The 18,201-nt window shown below is 61.1% G+C and carries 12 protein-coding genes; 3 read left to right on the top strand and 9 right to left on the bottom strand.

Annotation, left to right across the window (positions count from 1 at the left end):
* Positions 1-2: 2 nt before the first annotated feature.
* Entirely contained in the window at positions 3-3,110 is a 3,108-nt protein-coding gene (locus AC09SL_RS25830) for a transglycosylase domain-containing protein (RefSeq protein WP_058545597.1), read from the bottom strand.
* A 350-nt stretch (positions 3,111-3,460) separates the two neighbouring features.
* Between AC09SL_RS25830 and AC09SL_RS25825 the strand changes: the two genes are divergently transcribed.
* Positions 3,461-3,919, top strand: coding sequence for an REP-associated tyrosine transposase (locus AC09SL_RS25825; protein WP_081264468.1), 459 nt, complete (start codon positions 3,461-3,463; stop codon positions 3,917-3,919).
* A gap of 262 nt (positions 3,920-4,181) precedes the next feature.
* Here the strand turns inward: AC09SL_RS25825 and AC09SL_RS25820 are convergent, their stop codons facing one another.
* Positions 4,182-4,325 (bottom strand): hypothetical protein, encoded by a 144-nt coding sequence (locus tag AC09SL_RS25820; protein ID WP_153388842.1) that lies wholly within the window; start codon positions 4,323-4,325, stop codon positions 4,182-4,184.
* Between the two features lie 141 nt (positions 4,326-4,466).
* Here AC09SL_RS25820 and AC09SL_RS25815 point away from each other — a divergent pair, with 141 nt between their 5' ends.
* Positions 4,467-5,888: an amino acid permease gene (locus AC09SL_RS25815; protein ID WP_058545595.1), complete on the top strand. Its 1,422-nt coding sequence runs from the start codon at positions 4,467-4,469 to the stop codon at positions 5,886-5,888.
* On the opposite strand, the gene AC09SL_RS25810 is transcribed toward AC09SL_RS25815, so the two are convergent.
* The 7 genes from AC09SL_RS25810 to AC09SL_RS25780 form a co-directional block, all read right to left on the bottom strand.
* Positions 5,836-6,147 carry a fibronectin type III-like domain-contianing protein gene (locus AC09SL_RS25810; protein ID WP_081264469.1) on the bottom strand — a complete coding sequence of 104 codons (312 nt, stop codon included), beginning with the start codon at positions 6,145-6,147 and terminating at the stop codon, positions 5,836-5,838. The two genes, AC09SL_RS25815 and AC09SL_RS25810, sit on opposite strands and share 53 nt — an antisense overlap.
* Positions 6,071-7,690, bottom strand: coding sequence for an FMN-binding glutamate synthase family protein (locus tag AC09SL_RS25805; RefSeq protein WP_058545594.1), 1,620 nt, complete (start codon positions 7,688-7,690; stop codon positions 6,071-6,073). Before AC09SL_RS25805 ends, AC09SL_RS25810 begins: the two co-directional genes overlap by 77 nt.
* A gap of 330 nt (positions 7,691-8,020) precedes the next feature.
* Entirely contained in the window at positions 8,021-9,427 is a 1,407-nt protein-coding gene (locus AC09SL_RS25800) for an ATP-binding protein (RefSeq protein WP_058545593.1), read from the bottom strand.
* A complete protein-coding gene (locus tag AC09SL_RS25795) occupies positions 9,424-11,226 on the bottom strand; it encodes a DAHL domain-containing protein (protein WP_058545592.1) in 1,803 nt (600 codons plus the stop codon). The genes AC09SL_RS25800 and AC09SL_RS25795 overlap by 4 nt, the downstream gene beginning before the upstream one ends.
* Complete coding sequence (locus AC09SL_RS25790) at positions 11,223-12,182, bottom strand: cytochrome-c peroxidase (RefSeq protein ID WP_058545591.1); 960 nt, start codon at positions 12,180-12,182, stop codon at positions 11,223-11,225. The genes AC09SL_RS25795 and AC09SL_RS25790 overlap by 4 nt, the downstream gene beginning before the upstream one ends.
* 42 nt (positions 12,183-12,224) lie before the next feature.
* Positions 12,225-14,099: an EAL domain-containing response regulator gene (locus tag AC09SL_RS25785; protein WP_058545590.1), complete on the bottom strand. Its 1,875-nt coding sequence runs from the start codon at positions 14,097-14,099 to the stop codon at positions 12,225-12,227.
* Positions 14,096-16,387: a GGDEF/EAL domain-containing response regulator gene (locus tag AC09SL_RS25780; RefSeq protein ID WP_058545589.1), complete on the bottom strand. Its 2,292-nt coding sequence runs from the start codon at positions 16,385-16,387 to the stop codon at positions 14,096-14,098. Before AC09SL_RS25780 ends, AC09SL_RS25785 begins: the two co-directional genes overlap by 4 nt.
* A 227-nt stretch (positions 16,388-16,614) precedes the next feature.
* On the opposite strand from AC09SL_RS25780, the gene nosR reads away from it, so the two are divergent.
* A complete protein-coding gene (nosR, locus tag AC09SL_RS25775; RefSeq protein ID WP_058545588.1) occupies positions 16,615-17,982 on the top strand; it encodes a response regulator c-di-GMP phosphodiesterase, NosR family in 1,368 nt (455 codons plus the stop codon).
* Positions 17,983-18,201 lie beyond the last annotated feature (219 nt).

Genomic DNA, 18,201 nt, shown 5'->3' with positions numbered 1-18,201 from the left:
CATCAGTGGCTTGCCACCAAGGGCTTGCATTGGGTGTGACTGCCCGGCTGCAAGTAGGGCGAAAGGAACGGTGCCATGCCCTTGAGCACCTGCACCGGCAAGGCCGAGGTGAATTTGAAGTTCTGCGCCGACGCACCTGGCACGTAGGCGGTCAGGGTGCCGAAATGGCTGTCGCCGATGTAGAACACGAAGGTGGCGGTGCGGTTGATCGACTTGGAGCTGATCACCCGCCCGCCGGAACCGACGGCTTCGATGCGGTTGTCACCGGTGCCGGTCTTGCCGCCCATGGCCAGCGGAGTGCCGTCGGCCAGCGTGAAACTGCCGGCTACGCGTTTCGCGGTGCCGGCATCCACCACTTGGGACAGCGCACTGCGCAAGGCCCGGGCCACGTCCATCGGCATCACACGCTTGCCTTTATCTGGATCGCTCACCAGCCGTGTCTCGTAAGGTGTACCGACGGCAAAGTCCAGGCTGTCGACCCGCAACGCGGGTTGGCGGATGCCATCGTTGAGGATGGTGCCCACCAGTTCCGCCAGCGCGGCGGGGCGGTCGCCGGAGCTGCCGATGGCAGTGGCCAGCGACGGCACCAGATGGTCGAAGGGGTAGCCGACTTGCTGCCAGCGCTGGTGGATATCCAGAAAGGCTTCGATTTCCAGCATGGTCCGGATGCGGCTGTCACGGGCGCTCTTGTGCCGGCTCTTGAACAGCCAGCTGTAGACTTCCTGGCGCTCGAACTGGCTGGCCTTGACGATCTGGCTGAACTTGGCGTCGGGGTTGTTCAGCAGATAGCCCACCAACCACAGGTCCAGCGGGTGGACTTTGGCGATGAAGCCCTGGTCCGGCAGGTCATAGGCGCCGGGACCATAGCTCTGGTAGAGCCGTTCCAGGCGTTCATCGGTGAGTTTTCCGGCGCTCTTGGCCGACTTCAAGTGCGCCCGCACGAAGCGGTTGAAGTTCTCCTGGCTGTCGTTGGGAAAGAAATACCGGTGCACGGCGGCCAGGCGGATCGCCGTGGGACGCATGCCGTCGAGGAAGGTTTCGAGGCGTTGGGGGGTATCCTTGCCTCGGTACTTCTTCCAGAACCTGAGCAGGAACGCGGTGCCTTCGTGGTCGGCGAACTGGGCCAGGTATTCCTGGCGGCGCGGGTCCTTATCATCCTTGAGCAATTGGGAACTGTTATTGGAGCCTGCGTAGGTGGCGTAGCGCACCAGGTCGCGCATCAGGCGGATGAATGGCAGGTTGATCGATTCACGCAGGGCGTCGCGCAGGGTGGGGTTGCGGCCGTTGTCTTCCTTGCGGAAGTTGTGGAAGGTGTGCAGCCCGCCACCGGTAAAGAACGCCTCGCCAGGGCTGGCTGAATACGTACGGTCCAGCGCGGCCTCGAGCATTTTCGGCAGGCTGCGGTCGGTGTTCTGGATCAGGTAGTCGACCGCCCAGCGGGAGAGACGGTCCTGCTCGGCGATGTCGACTTTCTTCAATGCCGCGGGGGTTTGCTGGGCATAGCGATCGTGCAGTTCGGCGATGATCTGCAGATACGTGGTGAGCACCCGCAACTTGGCGGTGGAGCCCAATTCCAGTTTGCTGCCTTCGTTGATATCGAAGGGCTGGTCGGTGCTGTCGGTCTGCACCCGCACGCGCGAGCCATCGGGGGTCAGTTCCAGCAGGGTGAAGCTGTAGCGCACCTGGGCGGTGCTGGTGGGGGTCAGCAGGCGTTCGCCCATCAGGCCGATCTGGGTCGCGAAAGCCGGGTCGGCCAAGCGCTTGAGGTACTCGGTGGCTTGGGCCTGCAAGTCGCTTTGCAAGGTGCTGGTGGCGGACAGGTCGAGGCGATCGAGGTCATACAGCGGACGATTGAGCAGGGCGGCGAGGCGACTGCGGGCGGCGCTGATGCCTTTGTTGGTTTCGTTGGGCTGGACGGTCGGGTCCTGGACCCAGTCGCGATAACTGACCTTGCTCGCCAGGGCCGCCTCGGCCAGCGCCGCATCGATCACGCCGTTCTGCGTCAACAGTCGGATGTGGCTGTCGGTCAGGCGCGCCAGTTCATCGTGGCCCTTGGACAGGAAATGGGAGGGGCGGCGCTGGGCGATCATCAACGACAGGACTTCGCGCAGGGCCAGGCCTTTTTCCGCCAGGCTCCTGGGGTCGGTGGCGGTACTGAACAGGCGTTCATTGGCCCGCTTGAAATCGGCGCCGTACCAGACCCGCAGGCCCTCAGCCATGCCATGGACTTCACCATGCCCGGGCACGGCGGAGAGCGGCACGCTGTTGAGGTAGTCACGGATGATCCGCTGCCGCGCCTCGAGGGTTTGCGGGCCAGCCTGATAGGCGCGCACGCTGGCGGAGATCATCTGGCGGATTTTCTCCCCGCCCGACACGGTGAGGCCCTCGGGGGAGTGCCGGTATTTTTCCAGTTGTGTCGCCAGTGTGCTGCCCCCGGCGGACTGCCCTGGCAGGCTCAACAGCTTGGCGACTTGCGACCAGACCGCCATGCCGAAACGCGGCCAGTCCACTGCCGGGTTGGCCAGAGGTTGCTTGGGGTCGAGCAGGAAGCGGTTCTCGATAAACAACAGGCTCTGCACCACCACGGGCGGGATCGCTTCGAAGTTCGCATACAGTTGCTGCGGGTACTTGAACTGATAGACCGGCGCGGCGCGGCAGTCGGTGATGGTCAGGCCGGCCTGGATCTTTTCCGTATAGGGCACGAACAGGCCTTTCTCGATGTAGCCCATCAAGGCCGGCGAGAACCGCGCCTGGGCCTGGATCACGTAGTCGCGCTTGAGCAGGCGTGGCAGGAATTCCCCCAGCGCGCTGTAGCCCAAGCGCCGGTCGAACGGACCGGCACCGGGATAGACGATGGCATCGCTGGGCCCCGGCTGCACCGAATAGCTCAGGGACGCGGCGTACTTGCTGATCTCCCGGGCTTGAAACCGCGAGGTGCGCATTTCCTTGGCCACCGCCAAGCCGACCACCACCACGATAATCAGCAGCAACAACCAGAATGCCCGCCAGCCATGCCGTGCGCGGCGTTTTTTTTGAGGTAAAGGCGCTTCTTCCATACGTTCAGTCGGGACCATAGGTTCATTCGAATCGGTTTGCCACAAAGCGCCCATAGTCGACTGATCCATTCACGCAGATTGATCGGACTTGCTTGAAGCTTAGACGGTGGTTGGCGTGGGGGCAGGGGAAATTGTGGATACTGGTCTGTCATGGCTAACGGCGCACCTTTGTGGCGAGGGGATTTATCCCCGCTGGGCTGCGCAGCAGCCCCAATGCAGACAGCTCAATTGTCCAGACATACCGGGTTGCGGTTTTTTGGGGGGGCTGCTACGCAGCCCAGCGGGGATAAATCCCCTCGCCACAGGTACTACGCAAGATTCGGAATATTCGCTCGACCTTTGCAGCGTCGATAAAACAGCGGCGTGGCTAGGCTGCATTCAAACCCTTTCAAAGGAAGCAAGGAATGCATTCACGCCCCAATTCCCATCGCTTGCGTCGAGGTCGTTATTCCGAGCCGGGACGAGCTTATCTGGTGACTGCTGTTGTTTATCAGTGGCGGCCGGTTTTTTCCGACTGGAAGGTTGGCCGGTTATTGGTCGCCGAATTCAAACGCGCTCATGATCTGGGCCATGTGGAGTCCTTGGCCTGGGTGGTGATGCCAGATCATTTCCACTGGTTGCTGCAAATTCACGATTGCCATCTGAGTCGTGTCATCGGCGCCACCAAAGCTCGATGCACCCATCGTGTCAACAACATAACCGGAGCCTCTGGCCCGCTTTGGCAAAGCGGTTTCCATGACCGCGCTATTCGTGACAACGAAGAGCTGCGGCCCAGCGTCGACTACATCATTGCCAATCCGCTTCGGGCGGGGCTGGTGGAATGTATCGGCGATTACCCTCTCTGGGACGTCGCATGGCTTTGAAACCATCATGTTCCTTGTGGCCAGGGGATCTATCTGTGGCAGGGGGGCTGTGGCGAGGGGATTTATCCCCGCTGGGCTGCGCAGCAGCCCTAATACAGGCAACTCAGTTACCCAGACATACCGGGTTGCAGTTGGGGGCTGCTACGCAGCCCAGCGGGGATAAATCCCCTCGCCACGGGTTACGCCTCTCACCACAAGGGGAGGGAGCTTAAAAGCCTTGTGCTAGAGCCCTCGCCCCATGCCCAAACATGACGCTGCACCATCACTGTGCAATACTCGGCGCCGTTTTAAAAAAGACCTTTAATCCAGAGAGCGCCTCTCCAAAAGCCACTTTTGGCACAGGCTTATCCCTGAATTTCCAAGGTTTTACAGTGAAACTCTCTATCCCTGGCTTTTTATACTGCATGGCCCGCTGATCCTGAGATTGTCGTTCCACAGGACGGTCTGCCCACAAGACAGACCCGGCTTCGGCAAGGTGGCAGGCCTATCGGCCTGTGGCTTTGGACGCTCGGGGGCTAATCCAATAACAAGACGAGGTTGTATCCCTATGCCTGTCGGCAATCATCTGCCCCATGGCGAGACCACCCAGGGTGGTCCGCTCAAACGTGAACTCGGTGAGCGGCATATCCGCCTGATGGCGCTCGGCGCTTGCATCGGTGTCGGGCTGTTCCTCGGCTCGGCCAAGGCCATTGAAATGGCCGGTCCGGCGATCATGCTGTCCTACATCATTGGTGGCCTGGCGATCCTGGTGATCATGCGCGCCCTCGGTGAAATGGCCGTGCATAACCCGGTGGCCGGTTCGTTCAGCCGTTATGCCCAGGACTACCTCGGCCCATTGGCAGGCTTCCTGACCGGCTGGAACTACTGGTTCCTGTGGCTGGTGACCTGCGTGGCGGAAATCACCGCCGTGGCCGTATACATGGGCATCTGGTTCCCCGATGTGCCCCGCTGGATCTGGGCCCTGGCCGCGCTGCTCAGCATGGGTTCGATCAACCTGATCGCGGTCAAGGCCTTCGGTGAATTCGAATTCTGGTTCGCCCTGATCAAGATCGTGACCATCATCGCCATGGTCATCGGCGGCGTCGGCATCATCGCCTTCGGCTTCGGTAACGACGGCGTGGCCCTGGGTCTTTCCAATCTCTGGACCCACGGCGGTTTCATGCCCAACGGCGTGCAAGGCGTGTTGATGTCGCTGCAAATGGTGATGTTCGCCTACCTGGGCGTGGAGATGATCGGCCTGACCGCCGGTGAGGCGAAGAACCCACAGAAAACCATCCCCAACGCCATCGGCTCGGTGTTCTGGCGGATCCTGCTGTTCTACGTTGGCGCGCTGTTCGTGATCCTGTCGATCTACCCGTGGAACGAGATCGGCACCCAGGGCAGCCCATTCGTGATGACCTTCGAGCGCCTGGGCATCAAGACCGCCGCCGGCATCATCAACTTCGTGGTGATCACCGCCGCGCTGTCGTCCTGCAACGGTGGGATCTTCAGCACCGGGCGAATGCTCTACAGCCTGGCGCAGAACGGCCAGGCCCCGGCCGGTTTTGCCAAGACTTCCAGCAACGGCGTGCCACGTCGCGCATTGCTACTGTCCATCGGCGCATTGCTGCTGGGCGTGCTGCTCAACTACCTGGTGCCGGAGAAAGTCTTCATCTGGGTGACCTCCATTGCCACGTTCGGCGCGATCTGGACCTGGGTGATGATCCTGCTGGCCCAGCTCAAGTTCCGCAAAGGCCTCAGCGTTTCAGAGCGCGCGGCCCTGAAATACCGCATGTGGCTGTACCCGGTCAGCTCGTACCTGGCGCTGGCGTTCCTGGTGCTGGTGGTGGGCCTGATGGCGTACTTCCCGGATACACGGGTGGCGTTGTACGTGGGCCCGGCGTTTCTGGTGCTGCTGACGGCGTTGTTCTACACCTTCAAGTTGCAGCCGACGGGGGATGTGCGCAGCGCCGTGCGTTCGGTTTCGTAAATTGATAGCGAGCGAGCCGGACCTTGGAAAAACCACGCAACACGCGCACCGGGCGCGTGATGCTCGCAACGGTTTGCCGTAGGTATAACTGCACGGTTTCTTCTCCCGCGCTTAAGGTGAACGACGAACCTGTGGCGAGGGGATTTATCCCCTTGCCACAAGAGCGGGTGTGTACTCGCAAGCTACGCTGCCGCTGTTTCTTGCGCCTCAAAACTGTCCGCCCGCGCCATCTGCCACATCCGCGAATAAAACGCCCCATTGACCTCTCCGGTCAGCAATTCCCCCGGCTTCAAGAACACATGCAACTGTGAAAACAGTTTGATCTCAGTGGCCGACATACGCCGTACCAGATGCTTGGGCTGCAATTGCGACGGATGTTCAAGCCCGGCGGCGGCGAGCATTTCGGCCAGGGCCTTGAGGGTGTTGCGGTGGAAGTTGTAGACCCGCTGGGCCTTGTCCGGGACGACCAGGGCGCGCTGGCGCAAGGTGTCCTGGGTGGCGACGCCGGTGGGGCATTTGTTGGTGTGGCAGCTTTGCGACTGGATGCAGCCGATGGCGAACATGAAGCCGCGCGCGGCATTGGCCCAGTCGGCGCCGATGGCCAGGACGCTGGCGATGTCGAAGGCGCTGACGATCTTGCCGCTGGCCCCGAGCTTGATCTTGTCCCGCAGGTTCAGGCCCACCAGGGTGTTGTGCACGAACAACAGACCTTCGCGCAATGGCACGCCGATGTGGTCGGTGAATTCCACTGGCGCCGCGCCTGTGCCGCCTTCCTTGCCGTCGACCACGATGAAGTCGGGCAGGATCCCGGTTTCCAGCATGGCCTTGGCGATGCCCATGAATTCCCACGGGTGACCCAGGCAGAACTTGAAGCCCACCGGTTTGCCGCCGGACAGTTCGCGCAGTTGCTGAACGAACCGCATCAGTTCGATCGGTGTGGAAAACGCGCTGTGGCGGGACGGCGACACACAATCCTCGCCCATGAGGATGCCTCGTGTCTCGGCGATTTCCCGGGTGACTTTGTGTTTGGGCAGGATCCCGCCGTGGCCGGGCTTGGCGCCTTGCGACATCTTGATTTCAATCATCCGCACCTGCGGGTTCTGCGCCTGGGCGGCGAAACGCTCCGGGTCGAAGCGACCGTCAGGCGTGCGACAGCCAAAATAACCGCTGCCCAGTTCCCAGGTCAGGTCGCCACCGTTCTCGCGGTGGTAGGGGCTGATGCTGCCTTCACCGGTGTCGTGGGCGAAGTTGCCCAACTTGGCCCCTTGGTTCAACGCGCGGATGGCGTTGGCGCTCAGGGAGCCGAAACTCATGGCCGAAATGTTGAACACCGACGCCGAGTACGGCTGGGTGCACTGCGGGCCGCCGACCGTCACGCGAAAACCGCTGGGATCGCTCAACGGGGCCGGGCGCATGGAATGGCCGATGAATTCGAAACCGCTCTGGTAGACGTCGATCAGGGTGCCGAACGGTTTGTCGGCGCTTTCGTTCTTGGCCCGGGAGTACACCAACGAGCGTTGGGCCCGGGAGAAGGGCAGGGCGTCGCTGTCGGATTCGAGCAGGTACTGGCGGATCTCCGGGCGGATGCCTTCGACCAGGTAGCGGATGTTGCCCAGGATCGGGTAATTGCGACGTACGGCGTGGCGGCTTTGCAGCAGGTCGAACAGCCCCAGCAGGCTCAACAACCCGGTCACCAGTGTGATCGGCCAGAGCCAGTCGTGTTGCAGGAACGGCAGGCTGGCGAGGGTGAAGATGACACAGCCGGCAAAGAAGGCGTAACGACTCAGCAGAGACAGGCTCATACGGTTTCCTTGGGGGGAGCGATGGGTGGGGCGGTGCAGGCATTCTGCGCTGTCGGCGAAACGGCGGGCAACCCTGTGGCGAGGGGATTGTTGTGGGAGCAAGGGTATGTGGGATTAAAGCTGTGGGAGCAAGGCTTGCTCGCGATACAGGCGCCTCGGTTTCTGCAATACCGAGTCGCCCCCATCGCGGGCAAGCCTTGCTCCCACAGATTCACAGATTCACAGATTCACAGATTCACAGATTCACAGATTCACAGATTCACAGATTCACAGATTCACAGATTCACAGATTCACAGATTCACAGATTCACAGATTCACAGAGGTGTCGCTCAGCTCGCCTGCTTCATCTGCCGCACGGGCAATTCCACGCGGAAGGTAGTGCCGACGCCGACTTCACTGCTAACCGTGATCTCGCCGTTGTGTTTTTTCACGATGCCGTAGGACAACGACAGCCCAAGCCCTGTGCCCTGGCCGATGGGTTTGGTGGTGAAGAACGGGTCGAAGATTTTCTGCAGGGTATCGGGGGGAATGCCCGAGCCGTTGTCGGCGACTTCGATCCATACGGTTTCGTCACCGACACCGTTGCGCAGGGTGATGGTGCCGCGCTCGGGGCCGATGGCCTGGGCGGCGTTGACGATCAGGTTCATGATCACCTGGTTGATCTGCGACGGCAGGCATTCCACCTCCGGCAACGGTGTGTACTCCTTGACCACGTCGGCCTTGTACTTGATTTCATTGGCGACGATGTTCAACGTCGAATCCAAGCCCTGCTGCAAATTGGCCATCTGCCATTCCTGGCTGGAATCGACGCGAGAGAAGTCCTTCAGGTCCTTGACGATCTGCCCGACCCGGCCAATGCCATCCTTGGATTCCTTGATCAGCAACGGGATGTCTTCGACGAGAAAGTCCAGCTCCACCTGTTCGCGCAGCTTGCGCAAGTGCACCACCAGTTCCGGCGAGGCGATGGCCCCCTCGGCGCTGCCGTAGGCGCTGAGCATTTCCTGGAGTTTGCCAAAGTAGCCGTCCAATGCCCCCAGGTTGGAAGAAATGAAGCCGATCGGGTTGTTGATTTCGTGGGCCACCCCGGCCGCCAACTGGCCCAGCGAGGCGAGCTTTTCCGATTGCACCAGCTGAGTTTCCAGCAACTTGCGCTCGTCGATTTCCATTTGCAGCAGCTCGCTGGCCTGTTTGAACGCCTGGGTGCGTTGTTCCACCAAGTCTTCGAGCTTGTTCATTTTCAGTTGCGCACGGGAGGTCATTTCCCACTTCGTGGTCAGGGTGTTGGCCATCTGCTGGACTTCGATGTTGTCGAACGGCTTTTTCAGGATCAGCAAGCGGTCGTGGCCGTTCAGGCGGTCGAGCAGTTCATCCCAGGAATAATCCGAATAGGCGGTGCAGACCACCACTTGCAATTGCGGGTCGCGCTTCCAGAGTTCTTCGATGGTCTTGGCGCCATCCCAGCCTTCGGGCATGCGCATGTCGACAAAGGCCAGGGCATAGGGTCGCCCTTTTGCTGTCGCCTCCAGCAATTTGTTCAGGCCTTCCTGCCCGCCGTAGGCCGAGTCGAGTTCGAACACGGTGGTGGCAGGTTTTGGCGCATCGCCGAACAGCGCGCTTTCCATGTCCTGCAAGTCCGTGCTGCTGTCATCCTCCGGGATGAGGATCTTGCGGAAATCTTCATGAATGGCGGGTGTATCGTCGATCAACAGGATGCGGCGGTTACTCAGGCTATTCATGGCTCACCTTCTGCAAGTTTCAGGGGCAGTTGCAGTTGGAACGTTGCCCCCGTGCCTGGCCCCTCACTGTGGGCGGTGAGGCGGCCTTCCATTTCAATGGCCGCCAATGCGCAGCTGTGCAGGCCAAAGCCATGGCCTTCCTTACGCGTGGTAAAACCGTGGGCGAAGATGCGCGTCATGTTTTCCTCCGGGATGCCTTCGCCTTCATCCTTGACGCTGATTTGCAGGGTTTGGCCATCGATGACGGCGGCCTTCAGGGTCATGTTTCGCGCATGATTGGAAACCCCCGCCATGGCGTATTTGGCATTACTGATCAGGTTGATCAGGATCAACAGCAAGCGATGCTTGTCGCCCATGATCCGCGGCACATCGCCGTATTCCCTGATCACCGTAACATGGTGACGGGTCAGGGCGCCCGAGTTCATGCGCAGGGCATCTTCGAGCAGTTCGCTGACCACCAACGGTTCCAGCAGGCTATTGGCTCCGGCATAGGATTGCTGCGTGGACACGATGTCCTTGATGTGGTCCACGCTTTTGCTCAACTGGGCCAGTTCGTCGGTAAGCCCCTGCTGCTCAACGGCGATGGCTTCGACCAGTTGGTTGAGGTAGCCAGGCAGCAGTTTGCCTTTGGCGTCTTCGGTGAGGAAGTGCCCGAGGTCATCGGCGTGTTCGTTGATCAGTTGCATCGCCTTGCCCAGCCCCAGGGCCTTGCTGCTGCGCAGTTTGCGGCTGACCAGGTCGGCGGAGATGTTCACGCTGTTGAGCACGTTGCCAACGTTGTGCAGCACGTTGGTAGCGATTTCCGCCATGCCGGCCTGGCGAGCGGTGTCCATCAACTCGCTCTGGGTGTCCTTGAGCTCGCGGGTCCGCTCTTCAACCCTCTGCTCCAGTTCATCGTTGGCGCTTTGCAGGGCGTTGTTGACCCTTTTGATCTCGGCGAAGCTGCGCACCAGCCGGATCGCCAGCCAGATCAGGATCAAGACCAGGATCGTGGCGAATACCAGCAGGTAGATGTGGTTGCGTTGGTATTTGGCCGCGGCTTTGCCCTGGTCTTTCTCCAGCAGGTCGGTAATGGTGTCCAGGCGACTGGCAACGGGGACCGCTTCGATGCCCTGCAACAGCTCATTGACCCGCGGTTGTTCGCGCAGGATCAGCGCGATGTGCCTGCTCAGGATGTCAACGGGACCTTGAAGCCCCTGGGGCATGCGCTCCTTGTTGACGTCCAGCCGGTTCAGGCCCAGCAGCACTTCGGCGGCTACTTCGCTGGTGCTGAGCTGGGCGAACTCCATGCTGCTGAGCAACAGGTCGTAGGTGTCGATGGCGACATTTTGCAGTTCCAGCCGGTCTGCGTCGGGCAGTCGGGCGAACTGGGCCTGGATGTCGTCCTCGGCGGCGGGCAGGAAGGCCATGGAGTTGCGCAGCACCGCGTTGTGGGATTTGAACTGTTCCACCAGGCGGGTTTTTTCCTTGATCGCCTTGAGGTACTCCTCGCGCTGGGCTTGCCAGAGTGACGGCTGGTGGCGCCCGGGCTCCGACTCGATGGCGTCGAGACGCTGCCACAGGCCCGACATTTCCAGCAAGGGGGTGACCAGGGGGTCGTAGTTGTGGGTCAGGGCGATCCGCGACTTGAGTACTTCGTTGTCCCAGATGGCGTCTTGCTGCTTGAGCAGGCGGATCAGGTCCCGGGACTCAATGTACGAGGCGGCCTGCTGGGCCCCTGAATTGATGTACATGAACAACAGCACGGAAGTCAGCAACAGGCCGATGAACGCAAGACCGAGGCGCCGGAGAATGGTCATAGGGGCTTGCCCTCCGATTCGCCGGTCAGGGTCTTGAGGAACTCGACGATCAGGGCCGTATCGTTCTTGAGCGGCTCACGACCCAGTTGGTACTTGAACATGACCTCCACCGCGCGTTCCAGGGTCGGTGCCGATCCATCATGGAAATACGGTGCGGTGACGGCCACGTTGCGCAGGCTGGGCACCTTGAAAACCTGGCGGTCGGCTTCATCTCCGGTAAGGTTGAAACGCCCTTCGTCGGCTCGGGTGGGGTTGCCCCGGTCGCCGAAATAGTCACCCATGACCCCGAACTTCTGGAACATGTTGCCGCCGATGTTCACGCCTTGATGGCAAGCGATGCAGCCGTATTCCTTGAAACGCTGGTAACCGAATTTCTCCCGGGGCGTGAGGATGTCGGTATCGCCCAGCAGGTACTGGTCGAAGCGCGAATTGGGTGTCTGCAAGGTGCGCTCATAATCAGCCAGTGCGCCCTGGATGTTGGGTTTGGTCACGCCGTCGGGGTACGCGTCCTCGAAGTCCCTGGCATAGCCAGGGTCATCGGCGATGCGCTTGACCACGGCTTCCCAGGTATTGCCCATTTCCGTGGGACTGGTCACCACGATATGCACCTGCTCTTCCAGCGTATCGGCGCGGCCATCCCAGAACTGGTGGAAGTTCAGGCCGGTATTGAACACGGTGGGCGTATTGACCTCCACCGGCTTGCCGTCGAACCCCAAGGAAAACGGCTTGTCGTCGGCGCCGCCCTTGTCCAGGCGATGGCAACTGGCGCAGGACAGGGTGTTGTTGACCGACAACCGCGGGTCATTGAACAGCCGCAGCCCCAGCTGGACGCGCTTGGGGGCCAGGGTCGGAATCGGGGGCAGGGGTTTGAGGGGTTCGTCCAGTGGCTCGGCGTGAGCGGTCACGCTTGATCCCACGAGCAGGCCGAGAGCCAGAATCAGTCCATGTAACGCCATGGGATGCTTTCCTTGAAACTTTGGTTGATAACACTCAGGTGTTCACGAAAACGGGTTCTGGCGTTTTTCCCACTCGGTCATCCAGTCGGCGAAGGCCTGCGGTTCGACGGCCTTGCTGAAGTAATAGCCCTGGACCTCCTCGCATTGGTGCTTCTTGAGAAATTCCAACTGCTCGAGGGTTTCCACACCTTCGGCAATGATGTGCAGGTTCAGGCTCTTGCCCAGGCTGATGATGGTGCTCACCAGCTTGGCGTCGTTGCTGTCGATGCTCAGGTCCCCGACGAACGACTGGTCGATCTTCAACACATCCACCGGAAATTTCTGCAGGTAGCTCAGGCTCGAATAGCCGGTGCCGAAGTCGTCGATGGCCAGGCGTATCCCCAGTTGCTTGATGGCCTTGAGGATGGCGACCGTGGTATCGACGTTCTGCATCAATACGCTTTCGGTGATCTCCAGTTCTAACTGTGTCGGGTCCAGGCCGGTTTCCTTGAGGGTGCGGGCGATGCCTTCGACGAAGCCGCGCTGGCGAAAATCGATGGCCGAGACGTTCACCGACAGGTACAGCGGCCGCATGCCCTGGGCTTGCCAACGGCAGGCCTGCTGGCAGGCTTCCTGAAGCACCCATTGGCTCAGCGGAACGATCAGGCCGCTGTCCTCGGCCACCGGAATGAAATCCGAGGGATAGACCAGGCCATGATCCGGCCTGTCCCAGCGCACCAGCGCCTCGACCCCGACCACCTTGCCGCTCTTGAGGTCGAGCTTGGGCTGGTAATGCAGCACGAATTCCTTGCGTTGCAGGCCCAGGCGCAGGCCGGATTCGATGGTCTGCTGCTGCCGGGCCCGGCGGTTCATGTCTTCGGTGAAAAACCGGTAGTCGTTGGGGCCGGTTTCCTTGACGTTGCGCATCGCTGTCTCGGCTTTCTTGATCAGCGCCACGGCGTCGAAACCGTCGGTGGGGTACACGCTGATGCCCAGGCTCGCGGTGACGCTCAGGTCATGGCCGTCGATGGGTTGCGGGGAACTGATGGCCGCCAGCAGTTTGTCGGCCACGCCTTTGGTCTGTTGCGGGTCGACGACGTCTCCCAGCACCACCACGAATTCATCGGAACCGTAGCGGAACACCGAATCGGATTCACGCACCACGGCGGCCAGTGCCCGAGCCACGCGCTTGAGCATTTCATCGCCCACCGGATGACCCAGCGCGTTGTTGATGCGCTTGAAGCGGTCCAGGCCGATGAACATCACCGCCAGTTGCCGGTCGTGCCGGCGACACTGGGCCATGGCCTGGGTCAGCCGATCGCCGAGCAACATGCTGTTGGGCAACTCGGTGAGCACGTCGTATTGCAGCAGGTGGGACACCTTGAGCAATTCCTGGACGCGCTCCTCGATCGTGCGTTCCAGGCTGCGCATTTTCCTCGCCGCATCCTGGGCCAGCTGCCATTTCCAGGTCATGGCGCTGGCCATCTGGCGGATTTCCAGGGTGTCGAAGGGTTTCTTGAGGATCAGCAACTGATCGTCGAACTCGATCCGTTCGGACATGGTTTCCCAGGAGTAATCCGAGAACGCCGTGCACAGGGCGATTTGCAGGCGCGGGTCGGCCTCCCACAGCCGCTCGATGGTTTGCAGGCCGTCCCAACCCGGTGGCATGCGCATGTCAGCGAACACCAGTGCATAGGGCTGGCCTTCGGCCTGGGCGCGCTTGACCAGTTCCAGCGCCTCCTCGCCCTGGTAGGCCGAGTCGATCTGAAATTGCAGCCGATTGACCTGCGGGGTGCCGAACAGCAGGCTTTCGGTGTCGTCCAGCGAGTCATCGCTGCCGGCGCTGGGGCTGAGGATCTTGCGAAAGTCCTGGTGGATCGCCGGCGTGTCGTCCACCACCAGGATTCGCCGGTTGGCAGGTACCGACATGGGGTTCATCGATTGCTCTCCGATAGCTGGCTGGCCGGTCGGGTCCAATGGTCTGTCGCCGGAACGATGGTGCCGGCCTTGAGCAGCTCGGCGGCCTGGCCGCTGTCGACCACGGTGCTGAAGTAATGCCCCTGGGCCTGCATCTCCCCGCCGCTGGACATCAACGTGGTGCGTTGCTCCTGGGTCTCGACGCCCTCGGCGATGATCCCGATGCCCACGTCCCGGGCGAAGTTGATGATCGCCCGCAACGTCGTGGCGTTCTCGGGGTCGGCGTTGGCGCTGTCGAGGAAACGCTGGGCGAGCTTGAGGTGATTGACCCGGTAGGTCTTGAGGTAATCGAACGAGGAGTACTCGGTGCCGAAGTCATCGATGGCGATCTGCACGCCCAATTCGCAAAGGCGCGGCAGCACGTCGTTGTGCGTCCACTTGGTCTGGGCCAGGGTGGCTTCGGTGACGTCGAAACGCAGGTCCCAGGGCGCCAGTTCCCAGCGTGCGGTGGTGCGCAGCACATCGTAGATCAGTTCCGGCCCGGTCTTGAGCTGGGTCAGGGACAGGTCGATGGCGATCACCGGCGGCGCCATGCCCTGGTCGCGCCACTGGCGCATTTGTTGGCAGGCCTGGTCCAGCACCCAATGACCCAGGCCAATGATGATCCCGGTTTTCTCGGCGGCAGGCATGAAGGCCGCCGGCTCCAGCCAGCCACGTTGGGGGTGGTTCCAGCGAACTTGCACGCCCATGCCGAGGATCTTGCCGGTGCCGAGGTCGACCTCCGGCAGGTAGTGCAGGTGCAGTTCGTTGTTCTCGATGGCTTGGCGCAGGTCGTTGGTCAGAGCAACCCGATCCGTCACTTCCTGGTTAATTTCTTCATTGTGGAAATGGTACTGGTTGCGGCCCTTTTCCTTGGAGCGGTACAGGGCCATGTCGGACTGCGCCATCAGGCTGTCGGCACTCAGGCTCTGCGGGGTGTACAGGGCAATGCCGATGCTCACCGAGATCCGCACGTCGTTGCCGTCCAGGGAATACGGCGCCACGAGCGTATCGCGGATCTTGGTCGCCAGCGCGGCGCAATGGGTCGCTTCATGGACGTCCAGTTGCAGGATCGCGAACTCGTCGCCCCCCAGGCGTGCCACCACGTCGTTTTCCCGGGTGCACCCCTTGATGCGCGCAGCGACTTGCTGCAACAGCAGGTCGCCGATGGGGTGGCCCAAGGTGTCGTTGATCCGTTTGAAGTGGTCCAGGTCCAGGTAGAACATCGCAAACGGAGCCGCACCTCGACGAGCGGCGGCGAAGGCCTGGTGCAGGCGCTCGATCATGGTGGCGCGGTTGGCCAGCCCGGTCAGACCGTCGGTGCGGGCCAGCAGGGCGATTTTTTCTTCGGCCAGCTTGCGCTCGGTGATGTCGAGGATGATGCCTTCTATTTCCAGTAACAGGCCCTGCTCGTTGCGCACCGGGATGTAGCGGTTCTCTACCCAGCGGTACGTGTCGTCGCCGGTACGCATGCGGAACTCGATGGACGCCCCTGCGGTGTCGCGGCCGAGGACGCGGACCATGGCACCACGGACTTTCTCCTGGTCGTCGGGGTGGATCAGGGTTTGCGCCCAGTCCGGCGAGCTGGTCAGTTGCGCTGCGCAGTGGCCGAACTTGGTGATGTTGTGGGAGATGTACATCAATGCGAACGGCGGCTCGCCTCGCAGGCGATAGAGAATGGTCGGGCTGTTCTGCACGATGATGTTGGCGTCGGCCAGTTCCCGGGTGCGTTCCTCGACCGCGCGTTCGAGCATGTCCATTTTCAGCGCCGCGTCTTCGGTCATCTGCCATTTGACGGTCAGGGTGCTGGCCATCTGGCGGATCTCGATGGCGTCGAAGGGTTTTTTCAGGATCAACAGCCGGTCGCCCAGGTCCAGGCGCTCGGCGATGTCTTCCCAGGAATAGTCCGAGTAGGCGGTGCACAGGGCCACTTGCAGCTTGGGGTCGGCGCGCCACAGCCGCTCGATGGTTTCCAGGCCGTCCCAGCCCGGCGGCATGCGCATGTCGATGAACGCCATGGCGAAGGGTTGCCCCTGGGCCAGCGCCGTTTCGACCTTGTTCAGAGCTTCCATGCCCTGGAACGCCGAATCGAGCACGAAATTCATGCCGGAAACCGCCACAGGCGAGCCGAACAAGGCCTCTTCAGCGCTGCTCAGGCTGTCATTGGCGGTCGCCTGGGGGCTGAGGATCTTGCGAAAATCCTCATGGATGGTTGGCGTGTCGTCGACGATCAGGATCCGCCGATTGGTTTTATCCAAGGGCAGGCTCATGGCCGTGCACCGTTTTGATGCTGACTATAGAACCCTGGAAACATCTGATATCCCTGTCGCTGGCATGAGTCTTCGGCCGTTACTTGGCCCTTCATGGGATACAGCATAGTCGTCTGATCGGGATGCGCTCGGCCCGTGATGGCAAATGTGTCTAAATGTTCGCAATCTACTAGCCTGTATTTCGGGGGTAGGGTAGAACGGTTGTCGTGAATAGGAGGGGGTTTCAAATGGAAGATCAATCGCCGGATGTTTTGGTAAGAAAGCCAGCGGTGCTGTTGGTCGATGACGAAGAGTCGATCCTCAATAGCCTGCGTCGGCTATTGCGCAGCCAGCCGTACGAGATCCTGCTGGCCGACAGTGGCGCCAGGGCCCTGGAAATTCTCAAGGAGCGGCCGGTCGACCTGGTGATGACCGACGCGCGCATGCCCAACATGGACGGCGCCACGCTGCTGGCCGAGATCCGCAAACTGTACCCATCGACCTTGCGCATCCTGCTCACCGGTTATGCCGATGTGGACATGATGACCAAGGCCATCAACGAGGGGCAGCTCTATCGCTACCTCAGCAAGCCCTGGAACGATGAGGAATTGGTCCAGGCCTTGCGCCAAGCCCTGGCTCACCAGCATTCCGAAAGCGAACGCCAGCGCCTCGAAGCGCTGAACCGCGAGCAGAACCTGCAACTCAAGACCCTTAACGCCACCCTGGAAAAACGCGTGGCGTCGCGCACCTCCGAGCTGCAGCAGACCGCCGACATGCTCGATTTGGCGTATGACGAGCTCAAGCACAGTTATGTGACCAGCACCGAAGTGTTTTCGCTGATTGCCAACCTGCGCCTGCCCAAAGCCAAGCAGACCAATCGGCAGATCATCGAGTTGATCAGGGTCTACAGCCGGCTGCATTCGCTCGATGAATCCACCGACCGCGACCTGACCATGGCCGCGGCGCTCTACAACATCGGCAAGCTGAGCTGGACCGACAACATGATGGTCACGCCCGCCGACTTGCTGCACCACAATGAACTCGATCTGTACCGGGCCTATCCGAAGCAGAGCGAATCGCTGTTGATGACCCTGGACCCGATGAAGGACGCGGCGCGCATCATTCTTCATCACCAGGAGCGTTGGGACGGCAGCGGCTTCCCCGATCACCTCAGGGGCGAGGCGATTCCGTTCGGCTCGCGGTTGTTGAAACTGGCGGTGGACTTCATCGAGCTGCAGCGTGGGTTGATCCTGGAGCGGCAGATGAACAGCGACGAAGCGCTGGTCTACATCCGCAAGTACGCCGGCAAGCTGTACGACCCGGAGATGATCGAGGACTTCATCAAGGCGTGTGCCGAATACCTGGAAGACGTGACGCTGTCGGACCCGACGGTACAAGTCTCCACCACGCGCGATTTGGCCGCGGGGATGATCCTGGCGCGCAACCTCAATGCCGACAACGGCATGTTGCTGCTCAATGCCGGCAAGGTCCTGAGCGGGCCATTGATCGAAAAGCTCATTGCCTTTGAAGAGATGGAAGGCGCGCGGTATAGCGTGTTCGTCAAGATCCCCGAGGAGGAGGCCGACCCTTCGGTGCCGAAGCCGATTTTGGGGTGACTGGGTTCTGGGTTGGGTTGGGTTGGATTGGATTGGATTGGGTACATATCCGTTGCAGCGGTCACGGCCACTGGCGGTTCCGCTCTTACAGCGGGTCACTTTTGGAAGAGCGCCAAAAGTAACCAAAAACGCTTTGCCCCACCACTCGGTGCCTCGCTTAGGCTCGGCATGCCCGAACGCAGGCATTGCTCCGTGGGCCCGCCGCGAAGGGCCATCCAT

Source organism: Pseudomonas sp. PF05, assembly GCF_056521845.1.
Note: the sequence above shows the minus strand (reverse complement) of the source record. Positions and strands in the feature narration are given on the sequence as shown.